17 protein-coding genes and 1 tRNA gene are annotated in these 17,312 nt (G+C 34.8%); 10 read left to right on the top strand and 8 right to left on the bottom strand.

The genetic code is table 11. The features are described from left to right. Nucleotides 1-37: 37 nt before the first annotated feature. The 8 genes from BM383_RS07235 (at nt 38) to BM383_RS07200 (ending at nt 7,423) form a co-directional block, all read left to right on the top strand. Complete coding sequence (locus BM383_RS07235) at nt 38-1,378, top strand: Na(+)-translocating NADH-quinone reductase subunit A (protein ID WP_093024446.1); 1,341 nt, start codon at nt 38-40, stop codon at nt 1,376-1,378. Between the two features lie 10 nt (nt 1,379-1,388). Next, on the top strand, nt 1,389-2,543 hold the full coding sequence (locus BM383_RS07230; protein WP_093024445.1) for an NADH:ubiquinone reductase (Na(+)-transporting) subunit B: 1,155 nt from the start codon (nt 1,389-1,391) through the stop codon (nt 2,541-2,543). 2 nt (nt 2,544-2,545) lie between these two features. After that, nucleotides 2,546-3,265, top strand: coding sequence for an NADH:ubiquinone reductase (Na(+)-transporting) subunit C (gene nqrC / locus BM383_RS07225; protein WP_093024444.1), 720 nt, complete (start codon nt 2,546-2,548; stop codon nt 3,263-3,265). Nucleotides 3,266-3,271: 6 nt separating this feature from the next. Further along, nucleotides 3,272-3,997: an NADH:ubiquinone reductase (Na(+)-transporting) subunit D gene (locus tag BM383_RS07220; RefSeq protein WP_093024443.1), complete on the top strand. Its 726-nt coding sequence runs from the start codon at nt 3,272-3,274 to the stop codon at nt 3,995-3,997. Between the two features lie 30 nt (nt 3,998-4,027). Further along, nucleotides 4,028-4,645, top strand: coding sequence for an NADH:ubiquinone reductase (Na(+)-transporting) subunit E (nqrE, locus tag BM383_RS07215; RefSeq protein WP_093024442.1), 618 nt, complete (start codon nt 4,028-4,030; stop codon nt 4,643-4,645). Between the two features lie 22 nt (nt 4,646-4,667). Further along, nucleotides 4,668-5,954 (top strand): NADH:ubiquinone reductase (Na(+)-transporting) subunit F, encoded by a 1,287-nt coding sequence (nqrF, locus tag BM383_RS07210; protein ID WP_093024441.1) that lies wholly within the window; start codon nt 4,668-4,670, stop codon nt 5,952-5,954. Between the two features lie 90 nt (nt 5,955-6,044). Continuing rightward, complete coding sequence (locus BM383_RS07205) at nt 6,045-6,404, top strand: Na(+)-translocating NADH-quinone reductase subunit F (RefSeq protein WP_093024440.1); 360 nt, start codon at nt 6,045-6,047, stop codon at nt 6,402-6,404. Continuing rightward, nucleotides 6,404-7,423, top strand: a complete 1,020-nt coding sequence (locus BM383_RS07200) for an FAD:protein FMN transferase (RefSeq protein WP_093024439.1) — start codon at nt 6,404-6,406, stop codon at nt 7,421-7,423. Before BM383_RS07205 ends, BM383_RS07200 begins: the two co-directional genes overlap by 1 nt. Before the next feature lie 35 nt (nt 7,424-7,458). Here BM383_RS07200 and BM383_RS07195 read toward each other — a convergent pair whose 3' ends face one another. The 6 genes from BM383_RS07195 to BM383_RS07170 all read right to left on the bottom strand — a co-directional run bounded on the left by BM383_RS07195 (nt 7,459) and on the right by BM383_RS07170 (nt 13,309). Further along, nucleotides 7,459-8,226: a class I SAM-dependent methyltransferase gene (locus BM383_RS07195; protein ID WP_093024438.1), complete on the bottom strand. Its 768-nt coding sequence runs from the start codon at nt 8,224-8,226 to the stop codon at nt 7,459-7,461. Nucleotides 8,227-8,229: 3 nt separating this feature from the next. Beyond that, nucleotides 8,230-9,048, bottom strand: a complete 819-nt coding sequence (map, locus tag BM383_RS07190; RefSeq protein WP_093024437.1) for a type I methionyl aminopeptidase — start codon at nt 9,046-9,048, stop codon at nt 8,230-8,232. Nucleotides 9,049-9,056: 8 nt separating this feature from the next. Then, complete coding sequence (locus tag BM383_RS07185) at nt 9,057-9,458, bottom strand: BT0820 family HAD-type phosphatase (protein ID WP_093024474.1); 402 nt, start codon at nt 9,456-9,458, stop codon at nt 9,057-9,059. 114 nt (nt 9,459-9,572) lie between these two features. Further along, the gene (locus BM383_RS07180; protein ID WP_093024436.1) at nt 9,573-11,870 is read right to left on the bottom strand and encodes a M1 family metallopeptidase; all 2,298 of its coding nucleotides are present in this window, start codon (nt 11,868-11,870) and stop codon (nt 9,573-9,575) included. Nucleotides 11,871-11,943: 73 nt separating this feature from the next. Continuing rightward, nucleotides 11,944-12,450, bottom strand: a complete 507-nt coding sequence (locus BM383_RS07175) for a DUF6702 family protein (RefSeq protein WP_093024435.1) — start codon at nt 12,448-12,450, stop codon at nt 11,944-11,946. Between the two features lie 82 nt (nt 12,451-12,532). After that, nucleotides 12,533-13,309: a hypothetical protein gene (locus BM383_RS07170; protein WP_093024434.1), complete on the bottom strand. Its 777-nt coding sequence runs from the start codon at nt 13,307-13,309 to the stop codon at nt 12,533-12,535. A 119-nt stretch (nt 13,310-13,428) separates the two neighbouring features. Here BM383_RS07170 and pepE point away from each other — a divergent pair, with 119 nt between their 5' ends. Then, entirely contained in the window at nt 13,429-14,133 is a 705-nt protein-coding gene (gene pepE, locus BM383_RS07165) for a dipeptidase PepE (RefSeq protein WP_093024433.1), read from the top strand. Next, nucleotides 14,133-15,047 carry a glutaminase gene (locus BM383_RS07160; RefSeq protein WP_093024432.1) on the top strand — a complete coding sequence of 305 codons (915 nt, stop codon included), beginning with the start codon at nt 14,133-14,135 and terminating at the stop codon, nt 15,045-15,047. Before pepE ends, BM383_RS07160 begins: the two co-directional genes overlap by 1 nt. A gap of 34 nt (nt 15,048-15,081) precedes the next feature. On the opposite strand, the gene BM383_RS07155 is transcribed toward BM383_RS07160, so the two are convergent. Further along, a tRNA-Gly gene (locus BM383_RS07155) sits at nt 15,082-15,154 on the bottom strand. Between the two features lie 72 nt (nt 15,155-15,226). Then, nucleotides 15,227-17,269 (bottom strand): kojibiose hydrolase, encoded by a 2,043-nt coding sequence (locus BM383_RS07150; RefSeq protein ID WP_093024431.1) that lies wholly within the window; start codon nt 17,267-17,269, stop codon nt 15,227-15,229. Nucleotides 17,270-17,312: the final 43 nt, after the last annotated feature.

Genomic DNA, 17,312 nt, shown 5'->3' with positions numbered 1-17,312 from the left:
GATTTTTATACAAATTTATATATCAAATCAAGTAAATATGTCAAACGACATTCGTATTAAGAAAGGCTTAGATATCAAGCTGAAAGGAGAGGCAGAACATGTTCTTTCCGAAGCGCCAAGGTCAAAAGTCTTTTCTATTAAACCTGCAGATTTTCATACTGTTACCCCTAAATTGGTTAAGAGAGATGGTGATGACGTTAAGGCTGGAGAAACTATATTTTTCTCAAAATATAGTCCTTCTATTAAGTTCGTTGCACCTGTAAGTGGAAAAATTAAGGAGATTAGAAGAGGTGCCAAGCGCGTTATTTTAGATGTATTAATTGAAGCGGATGCAACAGATACTTATGTTGAGCACGGTGCTAAATCTCCAGCCTCTATGTCTGGTGATGAGGTGAGGCAGTTTTTGCTTGACAGCGGTTGTTGGCCATTCATTAAACAACGTCCTTACGATATAATTGCAAACCCTTCAGATGCTCCAAAAGCAATTTTTATTTCTGCAGTAAACACGGCTCCGTTAGCAGCAGATATTGATTTTGTTTTAAAAGAGAAGAAGCAGGCTTTTCAAACTGGTGTTAATGCATTGGCAAAGCTTACGGAAGGAAAAGTGCACGTAAGTGTTGCGAAAGCTTCATCATTGCTAAAAGATATTCAAGGTGTTCAACTTCATAATGTTTCTGGGCCACACCCGGCAGGAAATGTTGGAGTACAAATTCATCATGTAGATCCTATCAATGCTGGTGAAAAAGTATGGGTTGTGAATCCTGAAGATGTTGCAATCATTGGAACCTTATTTGAAACTGGTAAATTTGATGCAACTCGTGTAGTTTCTTTAGCAGGATCATCTATTGAAAAACCACAATATTATTCAGCTAAAATTGGTGCTGCTGTAGCAGATATCATTGGGACTAATCCTGCAGAGTCTAGAATTATTTCTGGAGACGTGTTAACAGGAGATAAGGTTGCTGCTGATGGTTATCTTGGTTTTTATGATAATGAACTTACAGTAATTCCAGAAGGAAATAATTACCGTATGTTTGGATGGATGCCATTTAAAGATAATTATATTCACAGTACTGCAAGAACTTCTTTTGCATGGTTGTTTCCAAATAAAAAATACGAAGCTACTACCAATTTAAATGGTGAAGAAAGAGCTTTAGTAGTTACCGGAGAAATGGAGAAAGTAATGCCTATGGATGTGTATCCTATGCAACTTATCAAAGCTTGTTTGGCCGGTGATCTTGAAAAAATGGAAAATCTTGGTATTTACGAGGTTGCTCCTGAAGATTTCGCTTTAGTAGATTATGTATGTACTTCTAAAATCGAAGCTCAGGAAATTATTCGTGAAGGCTTAGATATAATGATTAAAGAAGTAGGCTAATATAGTAGGTATGAGTTTAAGAGATAAAATAGACGAACTAAAGAAACCTTTTGGTAAAGGTGAAAAATTAGAAAAATGGGCTCCTGCCATTAATGCATTAGACACTTTTCTTTATGTGCCTAATCATACTACTAAAAAAGGAGCGCATATTAGAGATGGTGTAGATCTTAAAAGAACCATGATTACGGTTGTTTTAGCATTGTTACCAGCTTTAATTTACGGTATGTATAATACAGGTTACCAACATTTCTCTCAGATTTCAGGATCAGATTTATCGTTCTTGAGCTGTTTTATGTACGGTCTTTGGAAAGTACTTCCAATGGTTGTGGTATCATATGGTGTTGGTCTTGCTATAGAATTTGCTTTCGCAATTTATAGAGGTCACGAGGTTAACGAAGGATATTTAGTAACAGGTTTACTTATTCCTTTAATTATGCCAGTTGATATTCCTCTTTGGATGGTTGCAATCTCAGTGGTATTTGCAGTAATAATAGGTAAAGAAGCTTTTGGAGGAACAGGGATGAATATTTTGAATCCTGCGTTAACTGCCAGAGCTTTTGCATTTTTTGCATATCCCACTTATATGTCTGGTACCAAAGTTTGGGTTTCAGAAGCAACCAATATCGATGCTATTTCAGGAGAAACTATTCTTGGTAAATTAGCAGGTGGTAAAGAAGTTGCATATAGTACAATGGATATGTTTTCTGGAGCTATTCCTGGTTCTATTGGTGAAACTTCTACCCTTTGGATTTTAGTAGGAGCGTTAATTCTTATCATTACCGGAGTTGGTAGTTGGAGAATTATGGCTGGAGGATTAATTGGTGCTATTGGTATGGGATTAATTTTCAACGCAGTTAGTGCTAATGATCTTATGGCTTTTCCATGGTATAACCATTTGGTAGTTGGTGGATTTGCTTTCGGCTTAGTATTTATGGCTACAGATCCTGTTTCTGCAGCACAAACTACGAAAGGAAAATGGATCTACGGAATTCTTGTAGGTATGTTCTGTTTGTTGATTAGAATTTTCAACCCAGCGTACCCAGAAGGAGTAATGATGGCAATTCTTTTAATGAATGTTTTTGCACCAACAATTGATCATTATGTGATTGAAGGTAGTGTGAAGAAAAGAAAGAAAAGATTGGCTGCTAAATTAAAAACTACGTAATCATGAATAGAGATAGTAATGCATATACTTTCATTTTTGCAATTATAATGGTTGTAGTTGTAGCATCTGCACTAGCATTTACAGCAGTGTCGCTAAAACCAATGCAAGATGATAATATCAGAAAAGAAAAAATGCAAAATATCTTAGCCACTATTGGTATTAAGGTTGAGCGTCCAGAAGCTGAAGCAGCTTTCAATCAATATTTCAAAAAAGAAAATCAATTGTCTTTGACAAAAGATGGTGATGTTGATGAATCTGTAGATGCTTTCAATATTAATTTGACAAGTGAAATTAAAAAACCTGTAGATGAGCAACGTTTTCCTCTATTCATTGCTGAAAAAGAAGGGAGCGAATATTATGTAATTCCATTACGTGGTGCTGGTCTTTGGGATGCTATTTGGGGTTATGTAGCTCTTGATGATGATATGAACACAATTAAAGGTGTTGTATTTGATCACAAAGGGGAAACTCCAGGTTTAGGAGCAGAAATCACACAAACCTATTTTCAAGAACGATTTTCAGATAAGAAAATTGAAGACGAAAATGGAAATTTTGTTGGGATTACTGTGATGAAAGGTGGAAGTCAAGGAAATGACAATGCAATTGATGCAATTTCTGGAGCAACCATTACAAGTAGAGGTGTAGAAAACATGATCAAAGAAAGATTAGAGCACTACTTGAACTACTTTAAAAAGGAACAGTCTAAAGTGGCTTTAAATTAATTAGGTATGGAGAATAAAGCAAATAACAACAGCAAAAAAGCTCCCGTAGTTCTTTTTGTAGCAAAGGAAAAAGAACCTCTTTTTTCTAAAGCAAACAGAAAATTAATGACCGATCCGTTGAACGATAATAACCCTATTTCTGTTCAGGTTTTGGGTATTTGTTCGGCATTGGCAATTACAGTTCAGTTAAGGCCAGCAATAGTTATGGCTTTGGCGGTAATGGCGGTAGTTGTTTTTAGTAACTTGATCGTTTCATTATTAAGAAACTTAATTCCAAACCGTATTCGTATCATCGTTCAGCTTGTAATTGTAGCTGCATTGGTAATTTTGGTTGACCAGGTTCTTAAAGCATTTGCCTACGATGTAAGTAAGCAGCTTTCGGTATTCGTTGGTTTGATTATTACCAACTGTATCGTAATGGGGCGTTTGGAAGCATTTGCACTTGGTAATGGTCCTTGGAAATCTGTTTTAGATGGTATTGGTAACTCACTTGGTTATGGTGTGATTCTTATAATCGTTGCATTTTTCAGAGAGCTTTTAGGTTCTGGAAAATTATTTGGTTTTGAAGTTTTAGGTCATAAAGGAGTTACAGTAGCAGAATCAACAGGATTATATGCTTTAGGATATGAAAACAACGGTTTAATGTTGTTATCACCAATGGCATTGATCGTAGTTGGTATCATTATCTGGTTCCAGAGAATGAAGAACAGAAAATTAATTGAAACTCACTAATCGGTTGTAAAACCAAAAATATTTATAAAAATGGTTGAGTATTTTAGTCTTTTTGTAAGGAGTATCTTTATAGATAATATGATTTTTGCATATTTCTTGGGGATGTGTTCTTATTTGGCTGTTTCCAAAAACGTGAAAACAGCTGTAGGTTTAGGGGCTGCTGTAATCTTTGTATTAACAGTTACTGTTCCTGTAAACTACTTGTTAGATAATTATTTATTGAAATCAGGAGCTTTAAGTTGGTTAGGACCAGAATATGCCACTATCGATTTAAGTTTCTTGAGTTTCATTATGTTTATAGCTGTTGTAGCATCTATGGTACAATTGGTAGAAATGATTGTTGAAAAATTTGCACCTGCTTTATACGGTTCGTTAGGTATATTCTTGCCACTTATCGCTGTAAACTGTGCAATTCTTGGAGGATCGTTATTCATGCAGCAGAAGGATTTTCCTAATGTGGGAATGGCTGCAACATACGGACTAGGTTCTGGTATTGGATGGTTCTTAGCAATTTTAGCAATTGCAGCAATTAGAGAAAAAATCACATACTCAAATGTTCCTGCTCCATTAAGAGGTCTTGGTATTACATTTATCATTACCGGATTAATGGCAATTGGATTTATGAGCTTTATGGGTATTAAAATATAATTAGTAACAGAGAGAAATTATTATGGTAATTGTAGCAAGTTTAATAGTTTTCTTAGCATTAATTCTTTTATTAGTAGCTATCCTTTTAGGAGCGAAATCAAAGTTGGTTCCTTCTGGTCCTGTTACGTTGAAAATTAATGGAGAAAGAGATTTAGAAGTATCATCAGGAGGTTCTTTACTAGGTACTTTAGGTAATAGTAAAATCTTCTTACCATCTGCGTGTGGTGGAGGTGGTACTTGTATTCAGTGTAAGTGTAAAGTTAAAGAAGGTGGTGGAGAAGCATTACCTACTGAGACTCCTCACTTCACTAGAAAAGAATTAAAAGAAGGTTGGAGATTAGGTTGTCAGGTTAAGGTAAAACAAGACATGGTAATCGAGGTTCCAGAAGAGATCTTCGGTATTAAAAAATGGGAAGCTGAAGTTGTACGTAATTATAACGTGGCGTCTTTTATTAAAGAATTCGTTGTGCGTATTCCTGAGGATATGGATTACGAAGCAGGAGGATATATTCAGATTGAAATTCCACCATGTGAAGTAAAATATTCTGATATTGATATCACTGCTCACCCAGAAGAGCATGAAACTCCTGATAAATTCCAAATGGAGTGGGATAAGTTCAAGTTATGGCCTTTAGTAATGAAAAATGCTGAGACCGTTGAAAGAGCTTACTCAATGGCTTCTTACCCTGCAGAAGGAAGAGATATTATGTTGAATGTGCGTATTGCAACGCCACCTTTCGATAGAGCAAAAGGTGGATGGATGGATGTAAATCCTGGTGTAGCGTCTTCGTACATATTTTCTAGAAAGCAAGGTGATAAAGTAACTATTTCTGGTCCTTATGGTGAATTCTTCATTAACCATGATAGTGATGCAGAGATGTTATATGTAGGTGGTGGAGCTGGTATGGCGCCAATGCGTTCGCATTTATATCACCTATTCAAAACCTTAAAAACCGGAAGAAAAGTTTCTTATTGGTATGGAGGTCGTTCTAAGCGTGAATTGTTCTATTTAGATCATTTCTACGAATTAGAAAAAGAGTTCCCTAACTTCAAATTCTATTTAGTACTTTCTGAACCTCTTCCTGAAGACAATTGGAAAGTAAAAGAGAATATTGAAAGCGAAGGAGACGGATTTATAGGATTTGTACACCAGGCAGTGATAGATAATTATTTATCGCATCATGATGCTCCTGAAGATATTGAATTCTATTTCTGTGGTCCACCAATGATGAACAAGGCAGTTGTTAACATGTGTGAAGACTGGGGTGTTCCAAAAGAGAATGTTCGTTTTGATGACTTCGGAGGATAATTAAATTCTAGCATATATAAATAAAAAAAACCGACATAATTACATGTCGGTTTTTTTTATTTATATCATTTCAAGACATAGATTTGTAGCATGAAAATATTAGATGAACAGGAACTTCATAATTTAGCTATGAATATCGTAGGAAAGGAGTTGGAAGCAAAGGGATGGGAATTTCTGGCGGTGAATAGTCAGCCAAAGAGAGATCCTCAATTTGTTTGTGTAGATTCCAAAAGAAAGAAGCATTTTGTTGTTGTAAGGGCAATTTCATATCCTGAAAACCCTCATGAGATTGACTATGTTTTTATGGAAACTATAAAACAACATGCGAGCAAATTCAATGCGGCCACATATTATGCTGGAGTAGGTTTAGCTAATGCAATTGACTATGAAAAACCAATTTCTTCTGAAGAAGATTACGTGGTTAATTATAATGGAATAATTGAAATTTAATGAAAACGATAGGAATTATTTTTACCATTTGTTTGCTCTTTGTTGGTTGTAATGAAGAGAAAAACGAAGTTCAAGAATATGTGATTAATGGCAGAGCCCAAGGGAGTACTTATGCAGTAAAATATTTTTCTACTGATAATGTAGTTACTAAAGAATCTTTGGATTCCATTTTTCAAGTGATTGATGAATCGATGTCAACCTATTTGCCGACCTCCATGATTAGTCGATTGAATGAAGGTGATAACTCAGTAGTTGTTGATGATCATTTTATAAAAGTTTTAAACGCCTCTAAAGTTATTTTTAGGGAATCTGATAGTCTTTTTGATCCCACAGTAGGTATATTGATGGATATATATGGTTTTGGCCCTAAAAAGCAAACATTGCGTCTTAATCAAGAACAATTAGACAGCGTGTTGCAATATGTAGGACTACAGAAAATTGCAGTTAATGAAGATAGTACCATAGCTAAAATGTATCCAGAAAGTTATTTGGATTTTAATTCTATTGCCCAAGGATATTCAGTAGATGTTTTGATAGATTTTTTAAAATCGAAAGGTGTACAAAACGCTATTGTTGAAGTTGGAGGTGAATTAGCTGCTATTGGAGTAAACGAGGCAAAACAAAAAGAATGGATTGTAGGAATAGATGATCCTCTTCAAGATCCTAACGGAGAGCGTACGCTTATAGCTAAGATAAAATTGAAGAATTTGGGTATGGCAACTTCGGGTAACTATAGAAAAGTGAAAATTGACTCTATTACCGGTGAAAAATATGTGCATACCATGAATCCTAAAACGGGAAAACCACAAAAAGGTAAACTGCTTAGCGCAACCATTTTGGCGCCAACGACCATGCGTGCTGATGGTTTAGCTACTGCTTTTATGGTCATGGATGTAGAAAAAAGCATTGAATTTCTAGCTTCTCATCAAGATATTTATGCTTATTTCATTTATATGGATGAAGCGAACGAAGAACAATTCTATCAAACGGAAAACTTCAAAAAGTTAGTTGTAGAATAAATAAAAAAAAGCTGCAGTATGCAGCTTTTTTTATTTTATGGCTTGTAGCAAACCGGAATAATTTCTCCCGGAGCTAAACAATATTTTTCTACGAGTTCGTGTGTTATTTTATTGGTGTAATCTACTTCGTCAACTTTAAAACCAATGGAGCGTAGCTTATCAAAATAATCAAGCCCGTAAACACGAACATGATCATACTGCCCAAAAATTTCTGCTCTTTTCTTTGGATCAGTAATCGTATTATCTTCAAAAGTAGTTTCTCTATTGTAATCCTGTGGAATCTGTAAAATAGCAAAACCACTTGGTTTTAAAACTCTAAACAATTCGTGCATAGCTTTTGTGTCATCTGGGATATGTTCCAATACATGGTTGCATAAAATGATATCGTAGCTATTATCGTCAAACGGAAGATTACAAATATCAGCCTTCACATCAGCTAATGGAGAATTTAAATCTGTAGTTGTATACTCTAGGTTTTTCAGTTTTCTGAAACGTTTGTAAAACGCCTGTTCCGGAGCAAAATGTAAAACTTTGTGAGTTCCAGTGAAGAAATCTGTTTCACTCTTTAGGTATAACCAAAGAAGACGATGTCTTTCCAATGAAAGTGTTGAAGGAGAAAGTACATTGCTGCGCTGTTTGCCATAGCCATAAGGTAAAAATTCTCGAAAACTTTTTCCGTCAATAGGATCAGTAAATCGAGAACCTTTTAAGGCTAAAGCTAATGCAGGTCTTGCTACGTAACTTAAACGAATCAATAGCGGTCTGGGAACCGTGTTTAAAACAAGTTTAAAGAGCTTTTTCAATCTTTATAAAACTAATTCGTTTTGTCTGAATTCTTTTTCTTCGTCAGATTGTATACCAAGTGCTTCGTAAATGTATGCGAAAGTGGATAAGATTTCTGGTTTACCATTTACCAAAGCTACATCATGTTCAAAGTGAGCCGATGGTTTTCCATCTCTGGTAACTATAGTCCAACCATCTTGAAGCTGTTTTATGCGGTGCGTACCTAAATTAATCATCGGTTCAATGGCAACAACCATTCCTTCTACAAATTTCTTACCTCGGCCTCTTTTGCCATAATTTGGCATTTCTGGATCTTCATGCATTTTTTTACCTAATCCATGACCAACCAATTCTCTTACAACACCGTATCCCTCTTTTTCACAGAAGTTTTGAATAGCGAAACCTACATCACCAACTCTATTACCATGTTTGAACTCACGAATTCCAACATAAAGAGATTCTTTGGTAATGTCTAATAATTTTTTGGTTTCAGGGTTTACTTCACCTAGTTCAAACGTGTATGCATGATCTCCGTAAAATCCGTTTTTTAAAGCACCGCAATCAATGGCTACAACATCACCTTCTTCCAAAGGTTTGTCAGTTGGTAAACCGTGAACCACCGCTTCGTTTACAGATGTAAGTAGCGTAGAAGGGCAACCGTAAAGACCTAAAAATCCAGGTTCTGCACCGTGGTCTCTAATGAATTCTTCGGCTTTTTTATCTAGTTGATTTGTTGTAACACCAGGTTTAAGCTCTTTGGCCAACATTCCTAAAGTTTTAGAAACAATAAGAGCACTTTCCCGCATTAATTCAATTTCTTCCGGTGTTTTAGTGATAATCATAATTCTTGTTATTTTCTTATAAAGGAAAAAAGCCCTCTTTTTTTCTGAGGCTTTTCCGGTTGTGTTTGAAATAATTCTTGATAAATACGTCCCCAACTTACCATACCACCAAAATTTCTATCATCAATAAAAATATCTGCATTGATTTTTCTACTGATTTCTTCGGTATATACCTCTTCAGGATAACTTTTATTTACTGCATAAAATTCAATTCCGTTTTCTTTACAAAAGTTAACAGCTTCATCTAGCTTTTTTCCGCTTCTGTAAGTCCACAAAATTAAAATATGACCTTCTTCCTGAATTTTTTTCAGGGTGTCAAACGCAAAAAGCATAGGAGAGCCAATCCCGGGATAAGCATCTTCTACGATTGTTCCGTCAAAGTCTACAGCAATTGTAAGTTGTTGTTGCATCATAATCAATGCAAAAGTAACAAGAATTTTATGAAATAGGGCTAGCAGTTATTTTAATAAAAACAAAAAAGCCGACTATTTAGGTCGGCTTTTGAAAATTAATATAGAAAACTATTATTTTTTGCTGTCTTTGAACTTGTCAAAATCAGACTCAACTTCTTGTTTTGGCCACATGTTGTTGGTTACATCAACATCGGCTGTTTCTTCTTTTGGATCTACAGTAACACTTATCAATTCTTTATCTGAAGCAATAACTTTTTTCACTTCAAGATCATTCTTTCTCCAAACTTGAGCAGGATATTTTACAATTTCACTGCTTCCATCAGCATACGTATATTCAACGATAAGTGGCATTGGAATTTCTCCTGGTTTTTCAAAGGTTACTTGATAAAAGTATTTTGGAGTTTTTAATTTACTTCTTTCTGACGCAGAAAAGTTATCCATTATAAACTCATTTAAAGATGTTGAATTATCTAATATAGAACCATTTTTCAAGGCATCTTTATAATCTTCACTATCTTCTGGAATCATGTAAACTAATGGAGGTAAATCTGAAAGACTCATACCACGTTGTGCAGCTAATTCTTTCACTTCTTGGTTAGGTTCGCTACTTACATAATATCTTTTAACGTCTGTAACGCCCATGTCTACGTATTCTGTAGTGTAGAACCAACCTCTCCAGAACCAATCAAGATCAACTGCAGAAGCATCTTCCATAGTACGGAAAAAATCTTCTGGAGTTGGATGCTTAAATTTCCAACGCTGTGCATAGGTCATAAATGCATGATCAAATAATTCCGGACCCATAACAGTTTCTCTCAAAATGTTTAAAGCTGTTGCTGGTTTTGCATACGCATTAGAACCAAATTGATAGATGTTTTCTGAGTTTGACATGATTGGAGAAATGTGACTTTGATCACCATTCATGTAAGGTACTATTTTACTAGCTGGTCCTCTTCTTGATGGATATGCATCTAAATCTGGTAAATATTCTTTTTGGAAATTTTGTTCAGCTAAGTATTGCATAAAAGTATTCAAACCTTCATCCATCCACGTCCATTGACGCTCATCAGAATTTACAATCATTGGGAAGAAATTGTGACCAACTTCATGGATGATAACGCTTATCATACCATATTTTACACGATCAGAATAGCTTCCGTCTTCATTTGGTCTACCATAGTTCCAACAAATCATAGGATATTCCATTCCTTGATTTTTAGAATGAACTGAAATTGCTTTATGGTAAGGGTAATCAAATGTGTATTTAGAATAGCTTCTTAAAGTTGCCGAAACTGCTTTTGTAGAGTAATCTCCCCAAAGTGGATTTCCTTCTTTTGGATACAAAGAAATAGCCATTACTTTTTTGCCGTTGATATCAACAGCCATGGCATCATAGATGAATTTTCTAGAGGAAGCAAATGCAAAATCACGAACGTTTGTTGCTACGAAATTCCATGTTTTTTTCTTCTTAGAGAATTCTTTCTCTTTGGCTTCAGCTTCTTCTTGTGTTACAATAACTACTGGTTTATCATAACTTTCTTGAGCTTCTTCCCATCTCTTATATTCTTTATTACTGAATACTTTCTTTCTGTTTTCCAAAACTCCTGTTCCGTCCAAAATATGGTCTGCAGGAGCAGTAATATTTACGTTGAAATTTCCAAAAGGAAGCGCAAATTCTCCTCTTCCCCAGAATTGGATATTTTGCCAACCTTCTACATCACTATACACACACATTCTTGGGTAGAATTGAGCAATGATATACAGGTTGTTTCCATCTTTGTCAAAATGTTCATAACCAGAACGAGCTCTATTTACTACGTGGTTATTAACATTGTACCACCATTTAACATTGAAAGATACTTTACCTCCCGGTTTTAAAGGAGTTGGAATATCTATACGCATCATAGTTTGGTTGATAGTGTATTTTAGAGGTTTACCATCTTCATCGGTTACTGATTCTATATTGAATCCGCCGTCAAATGGTTCTTCCATGTAATTTTGAGCAAAAGATTGTGGTTGTGTAGCCGGTCTTAAAGCTTCACTTTCTATAAGTGGACTTTTAGAATCTTTGCTACGTACATTTTGGTCAAGCTGCATCCATAGAAACTCTAAAACATCTGGAGAGTTATTGGTATATGTAATGGTTTCTTCACCATATAGTTTCTGGTTTTTATCGTCAAGCTCAATATCCATATTGTAATCGGCTTGCTGCTGATAATAATTTGGTCCAGGAGCTCCAGAGGCAGTTCTAAACATGTTTGGAGTGGAGAATTCCTCATAAAGTTGTTTGAAACGATTGGTGTTACTGTGTCCTTTTTCTTTTTCTGTTTTTTCCTCTTTTTCCTGGGCAGTAGCTATGAGTGAAAAAGCAAAAAAAACCGCAAAGAACCTGAAAGCAAACTTGTTCATGAAAGTTGGGTTTTATATTGGAGTTTAATTAGAATCGAAAAATAACTAAAAAATTGAAAATGTTAGCTTTATGTTAAATTTTTAACATAGCTTTATCATTTCCGTTTATTAGATTGAAACTTCTACGGAAATCTCCTATTTTGAAGTGTATAATATTCTGTTGATCTGAAAATTCATCCATTAGAAGGATGTTTTCAATTTGAATAGATTGGAGATTAGATTTATCAATTTCAGGAATTTCGGTATATACTTTTATTACATCGTCTTCGTATTCGTGCCCTATATAATTGAATTGTGTTTTGTTTCCATTAATGGAAATCTTCAATTTTTGAATGAAATATTTTTCTATGTATAGATCAATATTTTTTAATTCCTTTTCTGTAGCTAATTTGGAATCAATAGCATATCGGTCATTCAAAGTTTGCTGAAAATCATCTATAAATAATCTGGACGTGATTTGAAGTGATTTGTCTTTTTCAGAATAATTTACTTGGGTTGTGCTCACATAGAATTTATGCATTGTAAATGCACTTAAAGACACAAATGAGATGAGTAGAATGAATGTTTTGATAAATTTCATAAACACAAATGTCTCATTTTTTTAATAAAACGAAATGGTTTTGCTGTAAATTGTGTTTAGCGAAATGAAACAAAACACATAGCTATTCCTCAGAAAGTGTTTTTCTGTATTCTTTGCTTTGATTGATTAGATAATCTACAAATTGAAACTCGTTATCTTTTTGCAATAAATCTCTAGAGAAAGATTGATCATCTAAATAGTAGGTGAAATCTTTTATTTTATCTTTAGGTATTTTTAAATCCACTACAAAAAATTCTTTGTCATAAAGTTGTAGTACTATTTCGCTCAAATTTAATTTTGGTGCAGCAGAAGTTTCACTAGTTTCTTTATTTCCTTTGAAGAGTACACGAGCAATATTGGTAAAGTTAAGTCCATTTTGCAATCCTCTTACTTGTATAGGCAAGGCTTCGTTGTCTTCTAGTTTAATCTCTGTAGCGTCGTCTCTCTCGTAACTATATTCACCGTACGAACTAAGTTGTTCACTCTTGGCATTCAAAAACTTTTCGGTATTCTCTGGAGTAATTACCACTTCGTCCAACTCATTAATTTTCTCGTCTACTTCAACAATCAACCTGCCATTATCTATGATGTCCTGTGTGACTTCTACAGAAGCTAATTCGTAGTTTAGGGATGTAAAGGCTAGTATATCGCCCGGTTTCACATCAATAACAAATTGTCCGCCGCTATCTGTCATTACTACAGTTTCATTCGTTACGTTGATAACGCTTTCGTCCGAAATATTGATGTTTTTATAAATTACTTGTCCTCTTAATGGTACCCTTTCTTCTGTTTGACTAAAAACCAACGTTGTGAAGAATATAAGAATGTAAAAAGTGTAATATGTAAAGTTTCTATTCATAATGCTACAATATTATAGTAAAGAAATTACAACTTTTTCAAAATTGAAAGAATCCGTCCGATAAACTTTTGTTAATTGTATTTCTTCTTCCTTAAATTTACTCCAAATTTTTGAGAGCTATGAAAAATATGATCATTGCAAGTACTTCAACCGTTCATGGAGGAACATACTTGTCGTATATATTGCCAGAATTAGAAGAATTTTTTAAGGGTATTTCTACTATTTTATTTGTGCCATATGCACGTCCGGGAGGAATTTCGCATGATGACTACACTGCTATTGCTGCAAAAGGTTTAGCAACGATAGGAAAAAAAGTTGTGGGACTTCATACATTTGAAAATCCTGTGAAAGCTGTTGAAGATGCAGAAGCTATTTTTGTAGGTGGTGGAAATACATTTTTACTGGTTACGCAGCTTTACAAGCAACAAGTTTTGGAACCTATTCGTAAAGCGGTTATAAATGGAACTTTGTACATGGGATCAAGTGCTGGAAGTAATATTACAGGTCTTACTATGCAAACTACCAATGATATGCCAATCGTTTATCCGCCAAGTTTTAAAACATTTGGTCTGGTTCCTTTTAACATCAATCCTCATTATCAAGACCCTATTGAAGGTAGTAAGCACATGGGAGAAACTAGAGAAACTCGCATTAAAGAATTTCATACTATCAATACTCAGCCTGTTGTGGGAATTCGAGAAGGAAGTTGGTTACACGTAAAGGACGATGTGATTTATCTAAAAGGAACACTTTCTGCACGTATTTTTGAACAAGGAAAAGAGCCGTATGAATTAGAAACCAATTCTGAAATCAATTTTAATTAATGGATTATCAACTCATTTTAAACGAAATAAAAGAAGAAGTTTCTTTACTGGAAAATGAAGGGTTAGTAGCAAATTACATCCCTGAACTTACCAATGTAGATCCGGGAAAACTAGGTATGCATTTACATAGTGTGGATAATAAAGGATATAGTTTTGGTGATGCTGAAGAAAAATTTTCTATTCAAAGTATTTCCAAAGTATTCTCATTGATTTTAGCTTACAAAGTCCTTGATAAGGACATTTGGAAAAGAGTCGATGTAGAACCTTCTGGAGATCCTTTTAATTCATTAACATTACTGGAGTATGAGAATGGAATTCCTAGAAATCCATTTATAAACTCAGGAGCTATTGTTGTAGCAGATATTTTAATGTCTCATTATCAAAATCCAAAAGAAGCATTACTCAATTTCGTTAGAAAAATTTCAGGAAATCCTTCTATAGATTATAATGAAAAGGTTGCGCTTTCTGAAAAATCTCATGGATATAGAAATGCTGCTTTGGCTAATTTGATGAAATCTTTTGGTAACATTCAAAATGAAGTAAATGATATTTTAGATTTCTACTTTTATCAATGTAGTTTGGAAATGTCTTGCAAAGATCTGTCAAAAGCATTTTTAATTTTTGCGAATAAAGGGAGGTTAGTAGAAACCGAAGAAGTTTTTATAGAATCTAGACAGGCGAAACGTGTAAATGCAATAATGCAAACTTGTGGGTTTTATGATGAGTCAGGAGAATTTGCTTTTAGAGTGGGGCTACCTGGAAAAAGTGGTGTTGGAGGTGGTATTGTTGCCGTTCATCCTGGTCAATACAGTGTAGCTGTTTGGAGTCCAAGATTAAATGAAAAAGGAAACTCATATATGGGTATGGAGGTTTTGGAGAGGTTAACCACCAAAACCGGGTATTCTATATTCTAAAAAAAATAAAGGGGAAAAATTTCAGAAAGAAAAGAGCGGGAGACGAGGTTCGAACTCGCGACATTCAGCTTGGAAGGCTGACGCTCTACCAACTGAGCTACTCCCGCAAAAGCAGTGCAAATATAAAACGATTCTATGTAATTTGCCAAGTGTTTTTATTACATTTTTTTAAACTTTTTCTAATGAGTAATTGTGTAAGTTTTCTTATCAGGTCCAATTCCTTTGATTATTAAAGACTTCCATTCTTTAGGGAGGATAGGATTCTTTTGAATTATTCCTTCGTCCGTAATATCAAGTCCTCCAAAACCAAATAAAACAATCTGCAACATGCCGCCAGCTCCGGTAGCAAAATAAGGGTTGTTACTCGTAGCTGCTTCAGCTAAAGCTCCAAATGGTTGTCGCTTGTTGGGTTCATAACTTCTTTTAAAAAGTCGGAATGCTTCTTTACTATCGCCAAGTCTGGCATATAAAATTGCGAAAACCGATTGTGCCATTGCTGGTCCTTCTTCAGCCAATTTTGGCTCATAATATTTTAGATCTTTCACAATGTGTTCTTTATCTGTTACAATATGAAGTGGATATGACAATAGATTTACATCGGCCTGTTTAATTATTTCACCCTTGTATTGAGCATGTTCCATGGTAATACCATCAGGAAAGTAATGTAGTTTGATGTTTTTTGCTACTTCATCCCAAATTTGTACAGGTTCTTTTTCTAATTCTTTGGCGGCTTTAGTTGCAAATTCCAAAGCAGTTATGGCAGCTCCATTGGTAAAAGCATTATCATCAACATTTGGTGCAAACTCATTTGCGCCAACCACATTTTTAATAGAATAACTTCCGTCTGAATTTTTTGTAGCACGACTTACCCAATACGCTGCAATTTCTTTCAACATAGGATAGCCACGCTCTTCAAGCCATTTTTTGTCTTTCGTTACGCGGTAATAATTCCAAAATGCAATAGCAATATCTGCTGTGATATGATGTTCAAAAGTTCCGGTTAATGCCCAAGCCGGTGTAGCTTCTTCTCCTGTATCATCACTTTCCCAAGGAAACATGGCTCCTTTATAACCAAAGTTAATTGCTTTTTCTTTCGCTTTTTCAATTCTGTCTGATCTATAATTCACCAATGATTTTGCGATATCTTGGTTAAGTAATAATAAAGGTGGATACATCCAAAGTTCGGTATCCCAAAAAATATGTCCATTGTAACCTTGAGACGAAAGGCCCATTGGAGAAATACTTAAGTTTGAATCTCCTCTAGAAAATGCATACAAATGATATAGCGCCAAACGAACATCTAATTGAGATTGCAAATCTCCTTCAATAATAATGTCGCCCTCCCAAAGTGTCTCCCATAATTTTTTGTGTTGTGCAAGTAAATCTTTTTTCGGAGTTAACAGATTGAATATTACAAAACGCTCTGATTCTGTTTGAGGATCATCAAAATCTTGCGTTGTACATTCTGCAGCAGTCCAAACAAAATTGTAGGATTCGTTCTTTTTCAATGTTTTGGAGAAGGATAGCGTGTTTTGAAAGTCTGAAATTTTTTCATGTGTCAGTTCCGGACGTTGTTCAGCTCTACCCGAATTGATATTTGGCCAAACAAAAGTAGCAGTAGTAGCTACAGTATGTTTTTCAAACTGACTTTTCGCAACAGTTTGTAAAATGGGCATTGTAGTTTCATTGTCTCGCAGAACTCGGTAAGTGCTCAGTGGTTTTTTATAGCTATTATCAGTTAAAATTTGACCTGTAACTTTAATGTCACAGTTCTTTTTTGGAGTAATAGTAACATCAATATATCCGGCGTATTGAACATTTCGCAATGCATAAATGGTATATTCTATGGTAGCTATATTTTTAAAAGTGCAAGACGTGGTAAACGCGGCAGTTTTCATGTTAAGCGTCTGTTTCCAGTCGGAAACATTATCATTAGAAACTTTTTCTCCATTGATTTCAATTTTTAAGTTTCCGAAATTCATCCCTTTCAAAATCTTACTTACGCCAAGTTCTGATTCCTTTTCAAATACATTATTCAAAATCACAGATTCAATTTCAAAAAGTTTTTGCGAAGGTAAAATACCAATTCGGCCGTTGGCAGCAACAATTCCAGTGTAGTTATCAACAGTTTTCTGGGTAGAAATCGTCCAACCGTCTTTCATATTTTGACCTATCATTATACTTGAGAAGAACAAAAGCGCAACGAGTATTGTGTTTTTCATGAGTTAAAAGCGTTTAATTTGTTTGTTTGATAAATTTTAAAAT

Source organism: Pustulibacterium marinum (assembly GCF_900116665.1).
Classification (GTDB): domain Bacteria; phylum Bacteroidota; class Bacteroidia; order Flavobacteriales; family Flavobacteriaceae; genus Pustulibacterium; species Pustulibacterium marinum.
Note: the sequence above shows the minus strand (reverse complement) of the source record. Positions and strands in the feature narration are given on the sequence as shown.

Excerpts from the sequence above, each read along its gene's own strand:
- BM383_RS07235 (WP_093024446.1), top strand. The coding sequence starts at position 38 with ATGTCAAACGACATTCGTATTAAGAAAGGCTTAGATATCAAGCTGAAA.
- BM383_RS07175 (WP_093024435.1), bottom strand. The coding sequence starts at position 12,450 with ATGAAATTTATCAAAACATTCATTCTACTCATCTCATTTGTGTCTTTA.
- nqrF (WP_093024441.1), top strand. The coding sequence starts at position 4,668 with ATGGTAATTGTAGCAAGTTTAATAGTTTTCTTAGCATTAATTCTTTTA.
- BM383_RS07220 (WP_093024443.1), top strand. The coding sequence starts at position 3,272 with ATGGAGAATAAAGCAAATAACAACAGCAAAAAAGCTCCCGTAGTTCTT.
- BM383_RS07180 (WP_093024436.1), bottom strand. The coding sequence starts at position 11,870 with ATGAACAAGTTTGCTTTCAGGTTCTTTGCGGTTTTTTTTGCTTTTTCA.
- BM383_RS07160 (WP_093024432.1), top strand. The coding sequence starts at position 14,133 with ATGGATTATCAACTCATTTTAAACGAAATAAAAGAAGAAGTTTCTTTA.
- BM383_RS07150 (WP_093024431.1), bottom strand. The coding sequence starts at position 17,269 with ATGAAAAACACAATACTCGTTGCGCTTTTGTTCTTCTCAAGTATAATG.
- nqrC (WP_093024444.1), top strand. The coding sequence starts at position 2,546 with ATGAATAGAGATAGTAATGCATATACTTTCATTTTTGCAATTATAATG.
- nqrE (WP_093024442.1), top strand. The coding sequence starts at position 4,028 with ATGGTTGAGTATTTTAGTCTTTTTGTAAGGAGTATCTTTATAGATAAT.
- BM383_RS07185 (WP_093024474.1), bottom strand. The coding sequence starts at position 9,458 with ATGCAACAACAACTTACAATTGCTGTAGACTTTGACGGAACAATCGTA.
- BM383_RS07230 (WP_093024445.1), top strand. The coding sequence starts at position 1,389 with ATGAGTTTAAGAGATAAAATAGACGAACTAAAGAAACCTTTTGGTAAA.
- map (WP_093024437.1), bottom strand. The coding sequence starts at position 9,048 with ATGATTATCACTAAAACACCGGAAGAAATTGAATTAATGCGGGAAAGT.
- pepE (WP_093024433.1), top strand. The coding sequence starts at position 13,429 with ATGAAAAATATGATCATTGCAAGTACTTCAACCGTTCATGGAGGAACA.
- BM383_RS07205 (WP_093024440.1), top strand. The coding sequence starts at position 6,045 with ATGAAAATATTAGATGAACAGGAACTTCATAATTTAGCTATGAATATC.
- BM383_RS07200 (WP_093024439.1), top strand. The coding sequence starts at position 6,404 with ATGAAAACGATAGGAATTATTTTTACCATTTGTTTGCTCTTTGTTGGT.
- BM383_RS07170 (WP_093024434.1), bottom strand. The coding sequence starts at position 13,309 with ATGAATAGAAACTTTACATATTACACTTTTTACATTCTTATATTCTTC.